This is a genomic window from Streptomyces sp. NPDC044704 (assembly GCF_056433525.1).
Window position 1 is genome coordinate 42,019 of the sequence record NZ_JBWKGY010000004.1, and the last position, 19,520, is coordinate 61,538.

The window sequence follows — 19,520 nt, forward strand, 5'->3', positions numbered from 1 at the left end:
GACGGACTTCGCCCGCACGGTTGTGCTCGGCGACGACCTGGTCAAGCTGAGCGTGGCAGCCCGCGAGACTTCTCGGGCAGGACCGCATCGCCGGCGGACAGCTGCACGCCGAGGTGCGGGCCCTGGCCGGCAAGGCGGGTTGGAGCCTGGCGAAAACCACGACGAGCCTGTCGGTCTCCGCGTCTACGGCGCGGGTGAGCGGCGGATGCTGGCAGACTTCTGCTCGCGGAGAGGCGCTCGCCGTCACCGCGTCGGCAAGCGGGAGAACAGGGCGGCATCGTGGGATCGGGACAACTTCCTCCTGGCCAGAAGCTGGCGAAGGGCTGGCCGGTGTCGCACTACGGGCCGGTACCGAAGTTCCGGCCCGAGCGGTGGACCCTCCAGGTCTTCGGCGCCACTGCCTCGGGCGAGAAGTACAGCTGGTCCTTCGACGAGGTCTCCGCCATCCCCTGCATCACGATCGTCACCGACATGCACTGCGCGTCGGGGCCCTCGACGACCGACCACGAGTTCTACGGCGTGCCCGCCCGGGCCTTGCTGGAGCTGGCGCCACCGGCCCCCGATGTCACCCACGTCATGGCGTGGGCCGAGTACGGATACAGCGCCAACCTGCGCCTGACCGACTTCGCCTCGGACCGGACCCTGCTGGCCATGCACCACGACGGGGAACCGCTGACCGTCGAACACGGCTTCCCCCTGCGCCTGGTCGTACCGCACCTGTACGGCTACAAGGGGCCCAAGTGGCTGCGCGCCATCGAGTACATGACCCAGGACCGGCGGGGATTCTGGGAGGAACGCGGGTTCCACAACATCGCGGACCCGTGGAAGGAACAGCGGCACTCTTACCAGGAGGACGACTCCCCTTAGGAGTGTCCGACAAATGATCACGGATCGGTTCACGGAGCCCAGAGGGTCAGCGAGGCCAGGATGACGCCGGCACGGTAGCGGTCGGCGAGCTTGCCGAACCTGATCGCGATCGCGCGGCACTGCTTGAGGGGTGCGAAGCAACGTTCGACCACGTTGCGGTCGCGGTAGACCTCCTTGTCGAAGGCGGGCGGTCGGCCGCTGAGGCGCCGGCGGTTGGCGCTCGGTCGCGACGCTCGGAGATCGTGACGGCGATACCCCGACGCCGCAGCAGGTGCCGGATCGGCGGGATGCGGATCGGATCCCGTCGAGGAGCTGAGCGAACGCGGTGGCGTCGTTGACATTGCCGGGCGTGAGCACGGTGGGCAGGGGCAGGCCCCGCCCGTCGGCGGCGTACTGGTGGGCGCGGTTGACCGTGGAGTCGACGGCGACGATCCCCCCACCTGGACCTGCCACAAGGTCAGTTACCGGAAAACCAGGTCAGGACACCGCACTGACTTATTTCATTGGGGACAACTACGCCGGGTGGCCTGACCCCGCGTCAGAGCGGTTTTCCCACACCACACATGCGGTCACCCGGTACGGAGCGGCCCAGCCCTGCTTGGGACCACCGCGCATCAGTAGTCCCCGAGCCGGCCCCCACCCCGCCGCGTTGGGGACGCTCTGCTTGCTTTGCGGGTTCACCCCAGTCTATTCTCGTCACCATGACGATAATCGCTCAGCGGTCCGCGCCCCCTGCGGGCATTGACTCCAGGGGCCTCGATCCGCCGCTGCGCGCGCGGCCGTGACGTCGAGCACGAACCCAGAGTCATGCCGGCGCGCGCACCAGCCGCCCGGCGGCCGCCTGCCACCGCGCTGCGGCAACCCAGCGCCTGATCCCTGATGCGCGATCGTGCTCCCCGATCCACCGCTCGTGCACTTCAAACCCTCGAAGACTCCGGCGCTCGGGGAGCCGCGTGCCGACGCAAAGAAGCGCGTCGATCGAAGTGGGAATTCGGATGACGCAACCCCTCCCCTCCCGGAGAAATCCACCCGCCAGGAGCGTCCTCCGCGCCCCCGGCGGCATCGACAATGACCTCAGGACGAAAAAGTGAGCATGTTCACAATGCCGGTAAATCCCTTCGACCTCTCCGAGGAAATGCTGAGCCGAATATCCACCGATGACTCATGGGCCCCGACCGAGTCGCAGATCCCACACGTCGATGCCAGGGTGATTCGCCATTTCCTCACTCCGGCTGAAGTGGAAGCATTCGCGGCCGAACTCGCTACCCAGCGCTTTGCGCCGGTGGGTCTAGACGGCGTTGCCGCCAACTACGTAGAAGGAGACCCGGTCGGCTCTCTCCGCGCCACGGCTGACTCCGAAGTCTTGGCGGCAGAGTTCTACCGCAGGCTGCGGACGTTTCTGTCGTTTGAAGTAGGACCGGACGATCCGACGGATGCAGACGGAAGGCGCTGGAAGCCGGCGTCCGTCAATCCGCGTATGCGCTTCATCACGTACGAACACGGCGGATTTCTCGTCCCGCACTACGATTCGCCCTATTTCGCCCCCGACGGAACGCGAACTCACCTGACGGTCGTCGTCTACCTGTCGTATGAGGCAGTGGGCGGAGAAACACGGTTCATCGCCGACAAGCAGAACGACATTCCCTTTGCGCAACGCGACTTCTCGGACTGGCCCCGGCTCGCAGAGCCTGAGGAAATACTGAGCGCCCACCGCCCCGAGCCGGGCGATGCGCTCCTCTTCTGGCATCGGACGCTTCACGACTCGGCCCCTCTTCTTGAGGGTACGAAAACAATTCTCAGAACCGATGTGCTCTACGAGCCCATAGACATGCCCTGAGCAACAGCAAGGCAGCCGTCGCGCAGGAGGTCCCACGTGGTAACCGCCCGGGCTGGCGACACCGGGTGGGCGCCCAGGGGGGCTTCGGATTCGACGACGCGCATGTGGTGGTCCCTCTGTAGGGATCTAGTGACCTGAGTCAGGGATTCGGTGGCAGTAGGCGTCGGCTTTGTCGAGGATCTCGTCGGCGGTCTTCGTCCAAACGAAGGGCCTGGGCTGGTCGTTCCGGTCGGTCAGCCAGGCCCGGATGTCGCGCTCGAGGGCCTGGATGGAGCGGTCAACTCCACGCTTGGGTTTCTTCTGGGTGAGCTCGGCGAACCACCCCTCGACCAGGTTCCGCCAGGACGCGCTGGCCGGTGTGAAGTGAAGGTGAAAGCGAGGGTGCGCCAGCAGCCACTCCTTCACGTCCGGCGTCTTGTGGGTCGCGTAGTGGTCGAGGATGAGGCGGACCTGGAGGTCGGCGGGGACCTCCTTGTCGAGTTTGGTCAGGAACTTCTTGAACTCGGCGGCCCGGTGGCGCCGGTGGAGGGAGCCGATGACCTTGCCGGTGCCGACCTCGAGGGCCGCGAAGAGGGTGGTGGTGCCGGCGCGGATGTAGTCGTGGCTGCGTCGCTCCGCAACACCGGGCATCATCGGCAGCACTGGCTGGGACCGGTCCAGGGCCTGGATCTGCGACTAACGACAAAATTCAGACTCAGGTCACGAGGGCCTGCCCAGCGGATCGGTTTCCGCCGGACAGGCCCCGCGCTGGCAGGACTCAGCCATTGAGCGTGAAGGTAAAGCGCCCGCGAGCTAGCCGTCCAGGCGGACCGTCGGCGCGAGGTTCCTCGCGCCGAGCGGCCTGCCGAATTCGGCTGGCGCACAGCCGAACCCTGCGGCGATCAGTCGCACCGGCCGCACAGGTATTCGCGCGGCAGGGCGGACCGAGGATGTGCCACTCCCGGCACGGGGGCCCACCGGCCGCGGTGCGCCCGGTGGGAAGGCGGACCGTACGGCGACTGCCAAGCCGGCCGGTCGCTTCGACCGGAGACACCCGGGTCGAGGAGCGTGCGGTGCGCGTGGACGCGGAGCTCGCCGTGCACCCGCAAGTGCCCGGAGGGGCACCCGCGGCAACGGCGGAGAACGATCGGCAGGCAGGTGGGAACGACCACCCAGGTTCTGGACATGGAGATACACCGGTTCCAGTGAGAAGACAGCAGCGAAAGGGAGCGCGGCGCACAGATGCGACGCGCGACGGTTCAGCGCTCGGGGGGTCTCACTTGGTGTACAACGGCACGTCCTTGCCAGGGGCGACTGCGGGCGGAAGCACGCTAACGGCCCACGAGAGCACGGCGCCACTGAATATCGGGCGGGCGCCACCGCCCCGGGGGAGTCTCGTCGACGACGCCGGACTCGAAGGCCGAGAGCGTACGGACGGTCTGCCCGTACTGCGGTGTCGGCGCGCAGGTGCCGATCGTTTCGTCGTCGTCTGCGGTCCACCTCGTCTTCGAACAGTCCCCCGCCCTCACCGCAGCACGGCACGACCGCTGCGCACCCGGCCTCAGACACCTCGCCTTCCACATCGCCCCCCGTCGGCGGCCCCCACCAACGCGCCGCCTACCTCGAATCACACGACGGCTTCGAAAGCGAACTCGTCTCCGTGGGCATGGCCTAGTGCTGTGACCGGGAAGGTTTGCCGTGTTGCTCTGCGATGATCGACGAGTGAGCAAGCATGAGTGGGACGCGTTGACCAAGATCGAGGAAGCGTTCATGGTCAATTCATTCGAGATCGACATCCTGGCCGGTGTCTGGGGAGACCTCGACGACGCCGACCAATCCCGGCCGGTCAGCGAGCTCGCAGGAATCTTGCTCACCCTCGTTGATCGCGGGTGGATTGAGGTCCGTCGGGTTGCGCCGTGGGTGTCGCCGGCCGGAGAGAGCGGTCTTCAGCCGGGCGAGCTGATCCCTCGGGATCAGCTTCCGGCGGCTCTCGAAGATGCCGTCAACTGGGAGTATCCCGACGACGGGGATTGGATCGGTGCGTTGACCCTGGTCGAGACCGAAGCCGGGATGAAGATCACTCGTCTCTCTCCCGAGGAAATGAACGAGTAGGCCGCCAAGCCGGAAATTGTCAGGCCGCCGCCCGCGGCCGTCCGCCCCAGCGGACACCTCGTTCGCTGCGGATGCGTGCTCGTGCGACTCGTTGGGAGGCCATGCCTTCGGGGTGGCGTGCATTGTTGTTCCGCCAGCGCAGGTAGGCGTGCAGGGCCCGGGTCTGGACTGTGTGGTTCGGATGGTTCGAGTCGGCCAGGGTGAACTGCCGCAGCGGCCCGAAGTGGGCCTCGATCGGGTTGGCCCAGGACGGGTAGGCCAGCGTGAAACACAGCTCGACCTTGTTTCTCGGCGCCCACCTGCGGATTCTCCAGTTCAAGTCGGCGGAGAGGTTGTCTAGGATCACGTAGATCGGGGCGTCGTCCGGACGGGCGGCTCGGATCGACCGCAGGGCGACCCAGGTGTGGTCGATGCCCTTGCGGCGCCGGTTGACACCCAAAGGCGAACGTGCGGTCAGGACGCTCGTTGACCGCTTACTCGATCCGATCCAACCTAGCGTCGAACGCCGGATCCGGGGACTCCTTCCAGGTCTTCGTGTGCTGGACGGAGATCCCGCAGCGGGCTAGTAACCACCGCAGAGCCTCCCAGCCGATCCGGACGGGCCGTGCGATGTTCCCGCGACGGGCGAGGAGGAGTCCTACCGTAATCCGGATCTTGGTGCAGGAGCCCCGCCGCTCCCCCGCCGAAGGCAACGGGATGAAGCGTTGGTGTTTCGCTATGTGCCGGAGGACAGTCGGCTCGCGGCCTGGTCCCATGGCTGAGGCTCGACCAGGTCCTCCCTGTCGAAGGCGTCTTCCTCGAACCAGCCCGTCCCCGCGAGCCATGTCTCCAGCCACGCTGCGAGGCTGGCGGAGTCGAGGAACCAGCACTGCTCCCACGATCCGCCCTGATACGGGTTCGGCTCGAAGAGCAGGACCTGGCCGTCTTCACTGAGACAGTCGACGCCTGCGTACATGGCACAGCCCCAGGTCAGGATCGGTACGACGCCTTCGGGCCAGTTCGGGTGCTCCGCTCCCGCGGACGTCTCGCGTCGCGTCAGGTATTCGCCGACGACGCTGGAGCCCGGACCAAGCAGTGGCAGCAGACGGTATTCAGGGCCGAAGCCGCCGTCAGCAACCTCGCGATACAGGCGCGCGAGGAGGGGATGCAGCGCGAAGCCCAGCTGTGCCTCGGCCTCCGTGATCCGGGCATCGTCGATGGACGCGGGAAGGTCCGCGTTGTCCGACGCGGCCCGGATGGCAACGCGTTTCACGAGGTCATCGATGTCGGTCATGACGGCGATGCTGCCAGAGCCCACCGACATGTCGACGACGGGGCTGCCGGATCGAAGGCATCGACGTGACCGGGGTAGAAGGCGGAGCTGTTGGGGCCGGCCGTGTCTTCGCCGGTGGGGTAGCGGTAGAGCCGTTCGGCGAAGTTCGTGTCGTCCCGTGCCCACCCGCCGCTACTTCTGGCCGGTCGTGGCCTGGCAGGTCAGGTTCTTGGCGGGGAGTCTGCCCGTGGTGAGGTAGGTCGTTGCGGCCTTGTCCGCGCAAGGATTGGCGTCGGGTGCGTAGAGGACGCCGTGTCCCTCACCACCGGCGACGGTGAGCATCCGGGAGCCGCGCAGGGCCCGGTGCATGGCCAGGCCGGAGAACAGGGGGGTCTGGGAGTCCCACTCGTTCTGCGTGATCAGCGCACCGACCGTGTTGTCGATCCTGGTCTGCGGCTCGCTGCCCTGCTGCCAGAAGGCGCAGGGTGTGATGGCGGCCGCGTAGTCGCCGTACAGCGGATACCGGGCCTTGTCGCGGATCGCCTCGCGGCGGTACTGCTCGGGGTCGTGCGACCAGGTGCGGGTGTCGGCGCACATGAAGGACCAGGCGATGGAGAAGTAGCTGTCGTCGGGCTCCTGGGCCTGGCCGGGCGTGCCGGACGGAGCCGGGTTCCTGCCCTCGGCCGCGTCCTTCAGCCCGGCGATCCGTTCGGCGGCCTTCCGGACGTGGAAGAACGTGCGGTTGTCGGCACGGATGCCGTCGCCGGTGAGGGTCTGTCCCTCGAAGAAGACGGGCTTGCGGTTCGCCCGCGCGATCAGGTCCCAGTAGGTCGCGCGGACCTCGGCCGGAGTGTCGCCCAGTCCGTAGGTCGCGTGCCGGCGGGCGGTCCATGCGGTCCAGCGCGTGAAAGCCTGCTCGGCCGCCTTCGCCATGTCCTGGAACATCCCCCGGTAGATCCGGTTCGGGTCGGTTGCGCTGTCCAGTACGAATCGGTCGGCCCGCTGTGGGAACAGCTGCATGTAGACGGCGCCGAGGTAGGTGCCGTAGGAACTCCCCAGGTAGGAGATCCTCTTCTCGCCCAGGGCGGCGCGGATGATGTCCATGTCACGGGCGCTGTTGCGGGTGGTGAGGTGCGGCAGCATGTCACCGGCCCTGGCCCGGCACTTCCCGGCGACGGTACGGGCCCGATCCACGTCCTTCGCGAAGGTCTCCGCCTTGTAGGGCCGGTCGGCCTGTTCCTCGGCGGTCAGCCCGCAGCTGACGGGTGAGCTCTGCCCGACACCCCTCATGTCGAAGCCGACGAGGTCGTACCGCCGCTTCACTTCCGCGGGGAACTTCATGAGCGGATCGACAGGCAGTTGCAGTCCCGGTGCGCCGGGGCCGCCCGGGTTGAGCAGCAGAACGCCGTGACGTGCCTTCGCGCTGCCCGCCTTCAGCCTGGACATCGCGAGGCCGATCGTCTTGCCGGCGGGGTCGCTGTAGTCCAGCGGCACCTTGAGCGTCGCGCACTGGAAGGTGTCGGGGCCCTTCGCGTCGCAGCGTTTCCACTGGAGCTGTTGCTGCGTGTACCGCCGCAGGGGGTCCTTGGCTGTGGAGGGGTCGGATGCCGCGGAGGTGCCGGATGCCACGGACGCGGCGAAGGCCGTTGCGGGCGTCAGCGCTGAGAGGGTGGCCGCCGCGAGGCCGGCGGCGAGTAGGCGGGCCTTGCGGGTGTTTCTGCTTCGCACGGTGATGCTCGTCCTTGTCGGGGAGAGTGGGCAGCCGGTTGGCCGGTGAGGGAACGGGAGGGCCGTTCAGTTTCCGTTCAGGTGCTCGCGGACGCACTGCGCGTACTGGTGGAAGCCGTCGGGCTGGTAGCACTCCTGTGTCTTGTTCGCGTACCAGACCATGAACACGGCGACCAGCCCGGACACCACGATCGCGAGGGCCGACGTCACGACGGCGGTGACGGCCCTGCCCCGGCCCACACCGGTCCGCTTGGCTGCCATCAGCGCGGCGATGCCCAGGATCAGGCCCATCACGGCAAGCGGGCCGCCGACGAAGACGGCCGAGGTGCACAGGCCGATGATGCCCAATGTCATGGCGGCCGTGGCCAGGCTGTTCTTCGGCGCTGTCAGCCCCGGCGTCATTCCGTGCGGTGCCGGGTGACTCCGTACGGCCTGGGGATGAGCGGACACCGTGCGGTCCTGCACCGCCTGGTCCTGCACTGTGTGATCCAGCGGTGTCTCGATTTCCTGAGCGTTCATCAGCCCGTCCTTCCGTCCCGTCAACTGGTGAGGCTCCGATTCTGGTTTCGGGGACCCACGGACACATCACGGGAAGGCGGGAGAGTTCGCTCCCCCGATCGGGGGAGGCCGCCGGTGGGCCGTCCGGTCATACTGACCTGGCCATGTTCAGAGGAATCCGGCCGCTGCTGCGCGGCTCCACGTATTCGGGTGCGCTGTTCGCCTATTGCGGCGCGTTGGCGAGCCTTCCCCTGCTGCCCGTCGCAGCACTACCGGCGGTGGCGTGGCCATCCGCCCCCGTCGGAGTGCAGTTCGCTCTGACCGTGCTGGTCTGGTCCGTACTGATCGGCGTGATCGGGCTGGCCGGCACCACGCGGCGGGTGCTGATCGCTTGCGCCCGGCGGATGCTGGCGGTTCCGTTGCCGGACCCCGTGGGCGAGCGTCGGCGTGCGGACCTGCCCGGTGACGGGGCGGTACCTTCGACGGCATCGGGCGCCGACCGCCTGCGAACCCCGCTGTGGCTGCTGTCGCACGTGGTACTGGGGTGGGCGGGGGCGCAGCTGAGCATCCTGCTGTTCGTCGCGGGCCTGCTCCTTCCCGGCGGTTGGGCCGGCGCCGAGGCCGGGCTGAGTGTGAACGGCTGGTCGCTGCGGGCCGACAGCGGCTGGCAGAGCTGGGCAGCGGCGCTCTGCTGCCTGCTGCTGGCGTCGGCTCTGTGCCTGGCGGTGACGTCCGCCCTGCGGTGGCTGGCGCCCAGGCTGCTGGGTCCGTCGCCGGCCGAGCGGCTCGCGCTGGCCGCCGAGCGGGAGCGGGCACTGGCCGAACGCAACCGGCTGGCCCACGAGTTGCACGACTCGATCGGGCACACCCTGACGGCCGCCACGATCCAGGCAGCGGTGGCGGGCGAAATGCTCTGCGCCGATCCGGTGGCGGCGCGGGCCGCCCTGCGCAGCATCGAGGAATCGACCCGGGCCGCCCTGGAAGACCTGGACTACGTGCTGGGCATGCTGCGCGCGGAGAAGGCGGGGACGGCACCGGCCCGGAACCTGGCCGACCTGCCCGAGCTGCTCGACCGGCTGCGGCACGCGGGCGCCGTGGTGGAGCCGGAGCTGTCGGGCGACCATGCGCAGGTCCAGGGGACGCTGTCCCGGGCGGCGTACCGGATCCTGCAGGAAGGGCTGACGAACGCGCTGCGGCACGGAGCGGTCGGTCCGATCCGGGTCAAGGTGGCGGCGACGCCGGACTCGTTGGTGCTCGACGTGGTCAACCGGACCGGAGCCGGTAGCGCAATGACCACGGGTGCCTTCCCGACGTCCGGGCACGGCCTGCCCGGCCTCTTGGAACGCGTGCGGCTCCTGCACGGCGAGATCGAGGCCGGTCCGGACGGACCGGAGCACTGGCGGCTCGCGGTACGGCTGCCAGTACGCTTGCCGGCATGATCGGCTCACGAACGAGCGCAGCAGTCGCGACCAGCCCCGACACGGGCACAGCCGTCACAACGGACACCGTCGGCGCGTCCAGCTGCACCACCCTCCTCATCGCGGACGACGACGCGGTGACCCGCAGCGGTCTGCGCACGCTGCTCGCCATGCAGCCCGGGATTGCCGTCGTCGGGGAGGCCGCCGACGGTGTCGAAGCAGTCGAGCGGGCCCGGCAGTTGCGGCCGGACGTCGTCTTGATGGACGTACGGATGCCGCGCCGCAACGGCATTGAGGCCACCCGGCAGCTCCTCGCCGGGCAGACCGACCCGCCGAAGGTCGTGGTGATCACCACCTTCGAGAACGACGACTACGTCACCTCCGCACTCAGCGCAGGCGCCAGCGGCTTCGTGCTCAAGCGGCTCCCCGTCCCCAAGATCGCGGAGGCGGTGCGCGTGGTCGCGGCGGGCGAGGCGATCCTCTTCCCGGCGGCCCTGCGGCAGATGGTCACCGCCCGCCCACTGGGATCCGCCCGGGCGCTGCCGCAGGCGGCGCTGACGGGCCGGGAGGAAGAGGTGTTGCGCCTGATGGCCACCGGCCGGTCCAACCAGGACATCGCGGAGTCGTGCAGGGTGAGCCTGGAGACGGTGAAGACGCACGTCGGGAACGTGCTGACCAAACTCGGCGCGCAGAACCGGACCCATGCGGTGGTGATCGCGTACGAAACCGGCCTGGCCGTACCCGGGGTCGTGGGCTGACGCGACATCAGCTGAACCGACCCGGCCTGCCTGTGCCACTGGCCCAGCCTCCCGGGCGGTCCACGCCTGAGCCACCACTCCCCCGTGGCCGTCACCCGGGCTCCAGCAACCCGTGCGCTCCCCCACTACCGCTCGACGCCCTTGCCCGAGCGGTCGAAATCGCCGACCGCGAGAAGGACGACTTCGCGCTGCTCCTGGGCGACGCGGTCGCGGACGACGTCGGCGTGCGGCTGGTCGCTGATGCCGCGGACCACGGGTATCCGCTCCGTGGAAAGCCCCGGCCAGTGACCTCGACGTAGGCCAATGGCGACGAACTGCCGCCACGCCCGTCTCGCCGGGTTTCGCGAGATCGCCTGACTGGCGGTACATCTCCGCGTGTGCCGGTTGGACTTATTTGGACAGGTGTGCGGCGCTACCTCTTGTGAGGTAATCGCGCCTTACCCATCCGGGGCAATGTCGCATAATCGACAACGCAATTTTGGCTATTTTCAACACACATTCTTCTCGGAATGTGTTTGTATCAATCCCCCCACCCCGCCTGACCCGTTGGTGGCGCGCGAAATTTCCTGCGTAATATACGGCCGCAATACACCAGGGCATCCCGGGCGAGCTAGGACCCGGTACGCCACGGCCCCACAACAGGAAATGGCCTCTTGATGAAGCTGAGAATCCAGGCGGCTCGACGCCGCACTCTGTCCGGTTGGCTGGGCTCGGCCGTCGCCGTGACGGTTGCCGCTGTGATGGTGGCCGGATTGCCGACGCAGGCACTGGCCATCGCGACACCCGTGCCGCTGGGTACCACCGCCAGCTACTCCGTTCTGGCGGGTCAGGGAGTCACCAACACCGGTAACTCGGTGCTCGACCACGACCTCGGTACGCACCCGAACCCGGCCATCACCGGATTCCCGCCCGGAGAGGTGCGCGGTGCCGTGCATCCCGCGGATGCTGAGGCCGCTCAGGCCAAGAGCGATCTGGTTGTGGCGTACAACAACGCGGCCGGCCAATTGACCGGCCAGGCACCGGACTTCCCGCTCGCAGCAGGAATCGGCGGGGGCCAGGAGCTGCTTCCCGGCGTCCACCGGGCCACCTCCGGTGTCGGACTCACGGGCGACCTGATCCTGAACGCCGGGGGAAACCCCAATTCGGTCTGGGTGTTCCAGATTCCCGAAGCCCTGACCACGGCGTCCAACAGCCGGATCCTCCTCACGAACGGCGCTTCGCCGTGCAACGTGTTCTGGCAGATCGGGAGTTCGGCGACCCTCGGCACCACCTCCACCTTCGTGGGCACCATCATGGCGCTGACCTCCATCTTCGTGAACCAGGGGGCGAACATCGAAGGCCGGGCGCTGGCCCGTAACGGCGAGGTGACGCTCAACAACAACAGGATCTTCCTCGGCGGGTGCGCCACCGGCGGGACGACCACCGGAACGACCACCGGCACCACCACCGGAACGACGACCGGCACGACGACCGGCACGACCGCCGGTACGCCCACCGCCGGGTCGACGACCGGCACCACCGTGGGTCTGATCGGTGGCGGCCTCCTGGGCGGACCGATCGTCGACCTCGTATCGGGCGGCACCTCGGGGAACATCGCCGGAAACACCTCCGGGAACACCGCGGGCAACACGGCCGGAAACACGGCCGGCGGAGCCACGACCGGAGGGAACACGACCGGCGGGACCATCACGGGCGGGAACGTCACCGGCGGACACGGCGGTCAGCCCGGCGGACCGGACCACGGCGGACCGGACCACGGCGGCAGGCCGGGAGACGAGCACGGCGGACCGGACCACGGCGGACCGGACCACGGGCCCGGCGAGGGACCCGGTAAGCCGGACCACGGCCACGGCGGGAAGCCCGGCGAGCACCACGGCTACGGCGACAAGCCCGAGGGCCACGAAGGCCACGAAGGCCGCGAGGGCTAGGCAGCAGGCTGTACGAAGCCCCTTCATCGAATGACGGCGCGCGGCGGAATCCTCATCGAGTCCGCCGCGCGCCGTCGGTGAGAGCCGCAGAGACCTCAGACGAACAACCGACATGAGAAGGACCGGGTGGGTGGTGTCGAGCGGAATTGAATCTCCCGGCGTGAAGGAACTTCATCAGTCCGATTCCGGTCCGGTTCCCCAGCCGCTTCATGACGAAGCGGTCAGCCCGTGCACGCCGCCCATGGGTGTGCGTGCGCTGAAAGCGGGGTTGCACACCGCCGTCGCCCTCTGTCTGGTGACGGCTCTGGTCCATGTCGTCTTGGTGTTCCTTCATGTGGCCCCCTCCAACCCCGTATCGAAGCGGTACAGCTCACAGATCAACGGATGGGTGTACCCCCTCTTCGAACAGAACTGGCGGCTCTTCGCCCCGGACCCCGACTCCTTCAACCGGAAGGTCCTCGCGAGAACCGCCCACACCGACTCCAAAGGATCGGTAGGGGTGACCCCCTGGTTCGACCTGGCTGCCGTTGACAATGCCGCAGTCGACCACAATGTGTTTCCGAGCCATACGTCCCAGAACCTTCTGCGCCGCGCCTGGACCTCGTACGTCGAGACCCACGGAGGTACCGACACGGCACGTTCGGAACGGGCCGCGATGCTGCAGCAGTACCTGCGCAACATCGCCGCGGACCGCGTCGCCGCCCACAACGACGGCGGCTCCTTCGAGTTCATTCAGCTGCGGGTCGTCACACTGCCCGTCGCCGCGCCCGGCGCAGCCGCCGGGAACCGCCCGCCGGCGCCCACCGAGGACCGGCTCCTGCCCTGGTGGAAGGTGACCCCCCATGGGAAATGAGCAGCTCACCCAGCAGGCCTCCACAGCAGCCACGCCGAACGGGCCTGCGGCCCACGAGACCTCGATCGCCGCCACGGCCCACCGGTGGCTGCTCGAACGCATCGGTGCGCTGTGGGCGCTTCTCACCGGCCGGCCGATCTCCCTGTACGCCGCGTCAGTTCTGCGCATCGGCTACGGGCTGCTGTACCTGGCCTTCCTGCTGCGGGAGTTCCCGCACCGCGACGAGATCTGGGGCCCCGGTTCCCCCTGGACCCCGGCGCTGGCACAGCAGCTCTTCGACCAGACGGGCTGGAACAGCATCCTGATCCTGTCCGGCAGCCGTGCCTACTTCGAAGTCTGCTACGCCATGGCCGTCGTCACGTCCGCGCTGTTCATGCTGGGCTGGCGGACCCGCGCCGTGTCCGTCCTCTTCGCCGTCGTGGTGGCCTCGTTCCACGCGAGATCGATCTTCATGACGGACGGGGGCGACAACCTGATCCTGCTGATGGCCTTCTACCTCGTCCTCACCGCCTGCGGTCGGCGCTGGTCCCTGGACGCACGCCGGGATCGGCGCAGGACAGCTCGTGCGGGCGACGCGCCGGATCGGGTGAGGAGCTTCTACGCACGACAACTCCACGACGCCCGTGCCACCTTGACCACGGTGGTGCACAACTGCGGCATCCTCATCATCGCGGCACAGGTCTGCTTCCTGTACGGGTCAGCCGGCCTGTACAAGGTCCAGGGCCTGACCTGGGGCGGCGGCACGGCTCTCCACTATGCACTGAACCTCGAACTCTTCCAGCCCTGGCCCGCGCTCTCCCACCTCGTGGACGAGTACCCGATGGTGATCGCGATCGCCGGCTACCTGACGGTGCTCCTGCAGGTCGCCTTCCCGTTCGTCCTCTTCGGCAGGCTCAAGTATCCCGTTCTGGCCGTGCTGCTCGGCATGCACGTCGGCATCGCGGTGCTCTTGGGGCTGCCCCTCTTCTCCGGCGCGATGATCGTGGCGGACGCCGTGTTCCTTCCCGACCGCTTCTACACCTTCCTGCCGCACCTGTGGCGTCGCGCAGTGCGGCGCACAGGAAGGTGCGGATCCCGAGGCCGGATCACTGCCGGCCGGGCGGTGGTGCCGCGGCCGGCAGTTGCTCGGCGGCACGGGTGATGAAGCGGCGGGTGTGCTCCGGGTCCAGGGCCTGGGCCTGAAGGTTCTCGTACATGACGCCGTAGTGCTGCACGTCGGATCGCTTCTCCAGATAGAGGTCGCTGGTGAAGCGTTCCAGGTACACCGTCCCGTCCACGCTGTCCGGGAAGTCGAGGACGGAGAACTGTCCCGTGACGCCGGGATGGGCTCCCGCCTCGTGCGGGAGGACCTGTACGGTGACGTGCGGCTGCGCGCCGAGGTGGTTCAGGAACTCCAGCTGTTCGCACATGATCGCGGGGCTGCCGACCACGCGGCGCAGCACCGATTCGTCCAGTACGACCGACAAGCGCAGAGGCCGGGCCGGGTGGTGGGCCCGGTGCTGACGACGCAGCCGGACCTCGCGGCGCACGGCGATCAGTTCAGCCGTGGCCTGAGGGATCGTTTCCGCTACGACGGCGTCCGCGTAGGCGGGGGTTTGCAGCAGGCCCGGGATCAACTGGGGCTCGTAGGAGCGAATCGAGGCGGCTTCCGTCTCCAGGCCGATGTAAACGGCGTACGGGACTTCGCCGCAGGCCGTCCACCAGCCCTGCCGGTCCGCTTCCGTCGCCATCCGCATCAGCGCGTCGACGACCCGCATGTCCGTCACTTCATAGAGGGCGCACAGGTCCCGCACGTCACGGGGCTTGATGGCGCGGCGCCCGTTCTCCAGGTGACTCATCTTGGGCTGGGAGATCAACAGGTGCTCGGCCACCTGCGTACTGGTCAGGCCTCGGGCCAGGCGCAGCCAGCGCAGCTCCGCGCCCAGTCGACGTCTCCTGACGGTCGGGTTTCCGTTCACCGCCACGGGTGGTCTACCTCCGGCTCGGGGCTGTCTCACAGCCACGGACTTGCGTGCCGGGCCGGGGAGCTCACCGTGCGGTGATGATCAAACGGGCCCTGTCAGTGAGTGTCGGGCTGTGTGAAGGAAGCGGCGTGCACAGCCCGAGCAGGTTTCACCCAGATGCCGCAATCTTTCACCTACCCGCCGGAGAAATCCGCTTACCTGCTCAGGGGTGCATGGTGAGTGCGGTGTCGTCGAGGAGGAAGTAGGTCGGAGCGGCCAGGTCCTCTGCGGCGGTGAAGGTGAGGGTGACGAACTGGCCGGCGACGGAGCCCAGGTCGATCGTCCCCTGAACGTAGTCGGCGCTCGCGTTCAGGTTCGAGTACGTGGCCAGAGGCACGCCGTTGGCCTGGACGTTCAGATGGTCGTACGGGACGGTCTTGGTCTCCTCGTTGGTGAGGACGCGTAGCCAGAAGGTGACCGTGGCCTGGCAGCCGTAGGGAACGAAGACGGTCTGCGTGATCGTTTCCGTGGTCCTGCTTCCGTTGCCGCCGAGCAGGGCCTTCCACGAGCCGGTTCTCGAGGGGAGCCAGGAGTTGTCATCGGTGATCAGGGACGGGTTGCTGTTGGTGTTCCATGCCGTCGCGCCCGATTCGAAGCCCGGGTTGTCGAGCAGTTGTGTGGTGGCGCAGTTGCCGGGGGTGTAGACGAGCCAGGCGAACGAGACCACGTCGAGGGCTTTGGTGGAGTCCTCGACGGTGAGGGTGATGGTCATGTTGCCGTCCGTGGTGGGCGTGCCGGTGATCTTGCCGGTCGCGGCGTCGAGGGTCAGGCCGACGGGCAGGGCGGTGGCCTTGTAGGTGAGCGCCGCCCCGGGGTTGCTGGTGACGGCTTGGATCTGGAGGTCGACCGGCGCCGTGGTCGTGGACACCTGGTTGCCGGGGTTGGTCAGGGTGACTCCCTGGACCATGCGCGGTCCGACGTTGACGGCGGCCCAGGCATTTCCGACGTTGTTGTAAACGACTCCGTTCTTCCCGTACAGGTCGGCGGCCGCCTCGAGTGTGGCGGCGCGCGCGCCCGCGTAGTCGGTGCTCGACGTCATGTACGTCGTCAGGGCTCTGAACCAGATCTTGGCGGCGGCCTCGCGGCCGATCGGGTTGACCGGCTTGCCGTCATGGGTCGGCGAGTCGTAGTTCACGCCGTTGACCAGCTTGCGTCCACTTCCTTCGGCCGACAGGTAGAACCAGTGGTTGGCCGGTCCGGAGGAGTAGTGGACGTCGATCTGGTGGATGCCCGGGTACCAGTGGTCGGCGGAGGCGCCGTCCCTGGAGGGTTTGTCCATGTAGCGCAGGGGCGTGCCGTCGCCGTTGAGGTTGATCTCCTCGCCTTCGAAGTAGTCGCCGGGGTCGGAGGGGTTGTTCGCCCAGAACTCGACCGCTGCGCCGAAGATGTCGGAGGTCGCTTCGTTGAGCCCGCCGGACTCCCCGCTGTAGCGCAGGCCCGCGGTGGCTGAGGTGATCCCGTGGGACATCTCGTGCGCGGCCACGTCGATCGAGGTGAGGGGGTTGGTGTTGTAGGCGCCGTCTCCGTAGGTCATGCAGAAGCAGTGGTCCCACCAGAACGCGTTGGAGTAGGCGTTCCCGTAGTGCACCCGGCTGTAGGCGGCGACGCCGTCGTTCCTGATGCCGTTGCGGCCGTGAACGTCGTTGAAGTAGTCCCAGGTCAGCTGGGCGCCGTAGTGGGCGTCCACCGCGGCCGACTGGTTGTTGCCTGGGCTGCCGTCGCTCCAGACGTCGTCGGCGTCGGTGAACAGCGAGCCGGTTGCCTCGTCCCCGTCGGCGTGGCCCAGGTCGGTGGTTCTGTTGCCCCCTCGGGTGTGGTCCTGGAGGAGGTAGTTGCCGCTGGAGCCCGAGGTACCGAGCGTGACGTGCCCGTTGTACTGTCCGTGGCCGGTGCCGTTCATCACCGCCTGGTACGCGAAGATCTCGGTGCCGGTGTTCGCGTCGGTGATGACGTGCAGCTCGGAGGGTGCGCCGTCCCGCTGACGGCCGCCGACGACGGTTTCCCAGGCCAGGGTGGGCCGGCCGGAGGCTGCCCAGATGACCTCGCGGGGGGACTTGGCTTCCGCGGCTTCGATGCCGTCCGCCTCGGCCCGGCTCTCGGCGAGGGACCGTGCGGACTCGGCTGTCTTCCGGGCCGTGGTGGAGGGGGGTGTGACGGCGGCGGGGTTTGCCTTGGTGACGCCCTTGACACTGCCGACCGGTGTCGTGTGGACCACCAAGTCGCCCCCGAGTACGGGCAGTCCGGCGAACGTGCGGTCGTAGCGCGTATGCAGGGTACCGTCGGCATCCTTGGAGACGGACTTGGGTACGAGCGCCTCGCGTTCACCCAGTCCCAGCGCTTTCGCCGTGCCCGTCCGGTCGGCGGCATCGGCCAGGAGTGCGGCGCTCTGGTCCGCGGTCAGCCGAACGTTCATGGCGCCCGCACGGGCTTCGTCGGTGGCGGGCCGGGTGGGGGAAGGGGCGGCGACGGCGCCCGGGACGGCAAGAGCGGTGGAAGGCAGCCCGACCGCGATCAGCGCGGCGCTCGACATCAGGGCGCCGGTCATGGCCGCCTGACGGAAGGTACGTCTCAACGTGACTCCTGATGCGCAGGGGCCGGCGGTTGCCGGCCGGAGCGGTCCAGGCGGACCGGGCACGGTCCGTCCGGGCGGAGCAGGTTGTGCAGGGAAGGCAGCGAACTGCCGCACGGGACACACTGCGGTGGCATGGGCGACCGCTCGCCCTCACTGACCCCAGTTTTGCATGTTTACGTAAACATCACGGCGCTGATCAACGAATCGGCCGGAACCAACCCCCTGATGCCCCGTGCGCCACGGCGGTCGGGCGCGGATGCCCCATCCCCTCGGGGGCGTACCGGCGCACACCTCCTCGCAGGTCGAGCACACCGGAAGATCACGAGCGGATCTCGTCCTTCCGCACGGACTTGACTGCGCCGCCCGAGGAGGATGTCATGTGCCAACACGTGCGAACGTGTCTGGTTCTGATTGTTTGTGAGCTGTCGTGCGCAGCCGGTAAGTCGACGGCAGTCACAGTGCCGCGCTGCGGGTCACCACCTCGCTCACCCTCATCTCCCCTCATTTCAAGGATGGTTCATGTTCCAGCGTTACAGCCGCAGACGTCGGGGCGGCGCAGCATTGGCCGCGGTGTTGGTAGTGGGATTCTGGGCGACCGAGGCCGTCGCCGACCGTGCGCTGACGCCCGTCCCCTTCAAGGACGGGTTCGAGTCCGGAGCCACGGCCGCGTTTCCGCGCAAGGGCATCGACGGCACGGGCACCGTGGACGTCAAGACCGCACCCGGCGGGCGTGGCGGCAAGGCCGTCCGGTTCGCCATGCCCGACGACGGGAAGTCCTACCGCACCGAGATCGCCACAGCGCGCGTGCCCTACGGAAGTTACCGGTACACCTTCGCCAACTACCTGCCCGGCGACTGGATCCGCTACGACGCGCAGACCATCGTCTCCCAGTGGCACGGCGGGACCGGCACCTACCCCGCGGTCGTCCTCGCCGTCAAGGGCGACCGCTGGATGATGGTCGTCCACTGGAAGACCGGTTCGGACAAGGCGGACGAGAGCAACCAGCCGGCGCACGAGGTCAAGTACGACCTCGGCCCGGTACGGCTCGGCCACTGGAACCAGTGGTCCTTCGACATCACCTGGTCCACCGCCAGCACCACCGGGTCCATCACCGCCCGGCTCGACGGGGCCGAGGTGGGATCTCACCGCGGTCCGAACAGCTATCACCAGGACACCGCCCCCTACCACAAGATCGGTCTGTACCGGCCCAACTGGCAGGCCTGGAAGGGACACAAGGCGGGCTCCACACCGGCCGTGGTGAACTACTACGACGACGTCTCCATCACCGCCATCTCGCCCGGGGACTCCGTACCGCCCCCGGCCACGCCGCCCGCGAATGCCACGGCGACTCCCGTACCCGACGGGTCCGGCGCATCGGCATCCCCGTCGGCGCAGGCATCCGCGTCGGCGCAGGCATCCGTGTCGGCCCCGGCGACGGGACCGGTCGCCCCGGGCTCGGCACCCGACGCCGCGGACGCGATCCCCATGGACACTGGTTCCGACAAGGACACCGACAACGACGCCCGACCCCTGGCGGAGACCGGTTCCCCCAGCCGCACTCCGATCGTCCTCGCCGCCGGCAGCGCACTGCTCGCCGCCGGCCTCGTCCTCGTCTTCCGCAGCCGCGTCAGGGCGGATCGGCGCCGGGCCGGCGGCCGGAGGGCGTGACCCGGGGCGGGCCGAGCCACCCGTACGGCCTGCACGGGCTCGTCCTC

General features: G+C 68.3%; 15 protein-coding genes and 4 pseudogenes. 10 read left to right on the forward strand and 9 right to left on the reverse strand.

Annotation, left to right across the window (positions count from 1 at the left end; all coding sequences use genetic code 11):
- Positions 1–279 precede the first annotated feature (279 nt).
- Positions 280–867 (forward strand): sulfite oxidase-like oxidoreductase, encoded by a 588-nt coding sequence (locus AC07B0_RS10935; RefSeq protein ID WP_478897653.1) that lies wholly within the window; start codon positions 280–282, stop codon positions 865–867.
- A gap of 4 nt (positions 868–871) precedes the next feature.
- Here AC07B0_RS10935 and AC07B0_RS10940 read toward each other — a convergent pair.
- A pseudogene (locus tag AC07B0_RS10940) lies at positions 872–1,296 on the reverse strand (transposase); the annotation flags it as partial.
- A gap of 664 nt (positions 1,297–1,960) precedes the next feature.
- Between AC07B0_RS10940 and AC07B0_RS10945 the strand changes: the two are divergent.
- A complete protein-coding gene (locus AC07B0_RS10945) occupies positions 1,961–2,704 on the forward strand; it encodes a 2OG-Fe(II) oxygenase (RefSeq protein WP_478898168.1) in 744 nt (247 codons plus the stop codon).
- Between the two features lie 126 nt (positions 2,705–2,830).
- On the opposite strand, the pseudogene AC07B0_RS10950 reads toward AC07B0_RS10945, so the two are convergent.
- Positions 2,831–3,379: pseudogene (locus tag AC07B0_RS10950) on the reverse strand (IS630 family transposase); the annotation flags it as partial.
- An 801-nt stretch (positions 3,380–4,180) separates the two neighbouring features.
- On the opposite strand from AC07B0_RS10950, the pseudogene AC07B0_RS10955 reads away from it, so the two are divergent.
- Positions 4,181–4,358 (forward strand): annotated as a pseudogene (locus AC07B0_RS10955) (VOC family protein); the annotation flags it as partial.
- A gap of 47 nt (positions 4,359–4,405) precedes the next feature.
- Positions 4,406–4,795 (forward strand): hypothetical protein, encoded by a 390-nt coding sequence (locus tag AC07B0_RS10960; RefSeq protein WP_478865054.1) that lies wholly within the window; start codon positions 4,406–4,408, stop codon positions 4,793–4,795.
- A 19-nt stretch (positions 4,796–4,814) separates the two neighbouring features.
- On the opposite strand, the pseudogene AC07B0_RS10965 reads toward AC07B0_RS10960, so the two are convergent.
- The 4 genes and pseudogenes from AC07B0_RS10965 to AC07B0_RS10980 form a co-directional block, all read right to left on the reverse strand.
- Positions 4,815–5,415 (reverse strand): annotated as a pseudogene (locus tag AC07B0_RS10965) (transposase); the annotation flags it as partial.
- A gap of 95 nt (positions 5,416–5,510) precedes the next feature.
- Entirely contained in the window at positions 5,511–6,068 is a 558-nt protein-coding gene (locus AC07B0_RS10970) for an SMI1/KNR4 family protein (protein ID WP_478897655.1), read from the reverse strand.
- Positions 6,069–6,239: 171 nt separating this feature from the next.
- The gene (locus AC07B0_RS10975) at positions 6,240–7,775 is read right to left on the reverse strand and encodes an alpha/beta hydrolase (protein WP_478897657.1); all 1,536 of its coding nucleotides are present in this window, start codon (positions 7,773–7,775) and stop codon (positions 6,240–6,242) included.
- Positions 7,776–7,841: 66 nt separating this feature from the next.
- Positions 7,842–8,294 (reverse strand): DUF4190 domain-containing protein, encoded by a 453-nt coding sequence (locus tag AC07B0_RS10980; protein ID WP_478897659.1) that lies wholly within the window; start codon positions 8,292–8,294, stop codon positions 7,842–7,844.
- 143 nt (positions 8,295–8,437) lie between these two features.
- Here AC07B0_RS10980 and AC07B0_RS10985 point away from each other — a divergent pair, with 143 nt between their 5' ends.
- Entirely contained in the window at positions 8,438–9,712 is a 1,275-nt protein-coding gene (locus AC07B0_RS10985; RefSeq protein WP_478897661.1) for a sensor histidine kinase, read from the forward strand.
- Entirely contained in the window at positions 9,709–10,449 is a 741-nt protein-coding gene (locus AC07B0_RS10990; RefSeq protein WP_478897662.1) for a response regulator transcription factor, read from the forward strand. The genes AC07B0_RS10985 and AC07B0_RS10990 overlap by 4 nt, the downstream gene beginning before the upstream one ends.
- Positions 10,450–10,574: 125 nt before the next feature.
- On the opposite strand, the gene AC07B0_RS10995 is transcribed toward AC07B0_RS10990, so the two are convergent.
- A complete protein-coding gene (locus AC07B0_RS10995) occupies positions 10,575–10,703 on the reverse strand; it encodes a hypothetical protein (RefSeq protein WP_478897664.1) in 129 nt (42 codons plus the stop codon).
- A 402-nt stretch (positions 10,704–11,105) separates the two neighbouring features.
- Between AC07B0_RS10995 and AC07B0_RS11000 the strand changes: the two genes are divergently transcribed.
- From AC07B0_RS11000 to AC07B0_RS11010, 3 genes are all read left to right on the forward strand, one after another.
- The gene (locus tag AC07B0_RS11000) at positions 11,106–12,377 is read left to right on the forward strand and encodes an ice-binding family protein (protein WP_356881207.1); all 1,272 of its coding nucleotides are present in this window, start codon (positions 11,106–11,108) and stop codon (positions 12,375–12,377) included.
- A gap of 112 nt (positions 12,378–12,489) precedes the next feature.
- Positions 12,490–13,230, forward strand: coding sequence for a DUF5819 family protein (locus tag AC07B0_RS11005; protein ID WP_478897666.1), 741 nt, complete (start codon positions 12,490–12,492; stop codon positions 13,228–13,230).
- Positions 13,220–14,371, forward strand: a complete 1,152-nt coding sequence (locus tag AC07B0_RS11010) for an HTTM domain-containing protein (RefSeq protein WP_478897668.1) — start codon at positions 13,220–13,222, stop codon at positions 14,369–14,371. The genes AC07B0_RS11005 and AC07B0_RS11010 overlap by 11 nt, the downstream gene beginning before the upstream one ends.
- Here the strand turns inward: AC07B0_RS11010 and AC07B0_RS11015 are convergent.
- Positions 14,316–15,194 carry a helix-turn-helix domain-containing protein gene (locus AC07B0_RS11015; protein ID WP_469378407.1) on the reverse strand — a complete coding sequence of 293 codons (879 nt, stop codon included), beginning with the start codon at positions 15,192–15,194 and terminating at the stop codon, positions 14,316–14,318. The two genes, AC07B0_RS11010 and AC07B0_RS11015, sit on opposite strands and share 56 nt — an antisense overlap.
- 202 nt (positions 15,195–15,396) lie before the next feature.
- A complete protein-coding gene (locus AC07B0_RS11020; protein WP_469378405.1) occupies positions 15,397–17,805 on the reverse strand; it encodes a M4 family metallopeptidase in 2,409 nt (802 codons plus the stop codon).
- 570 nt (positions 17,806–18,375) lie between these two features.
- Here AC07B0_RS11020 and AC07B0_RS11025 point away from each other — a divergent pair.
- On the forward strand, positions 18,376–19,473 hold the full coding sequence (locus AC07B0_RS11025) for a heparin lyase I family protein (RefSeq protein WP_478897671.1): 1,098 nt from the start codon (positions 18,376–18,378) through the stop codon (positions 19,471–19,473).
- Positions 19,474–19,520: the final 47 nt, after the last annotated feature.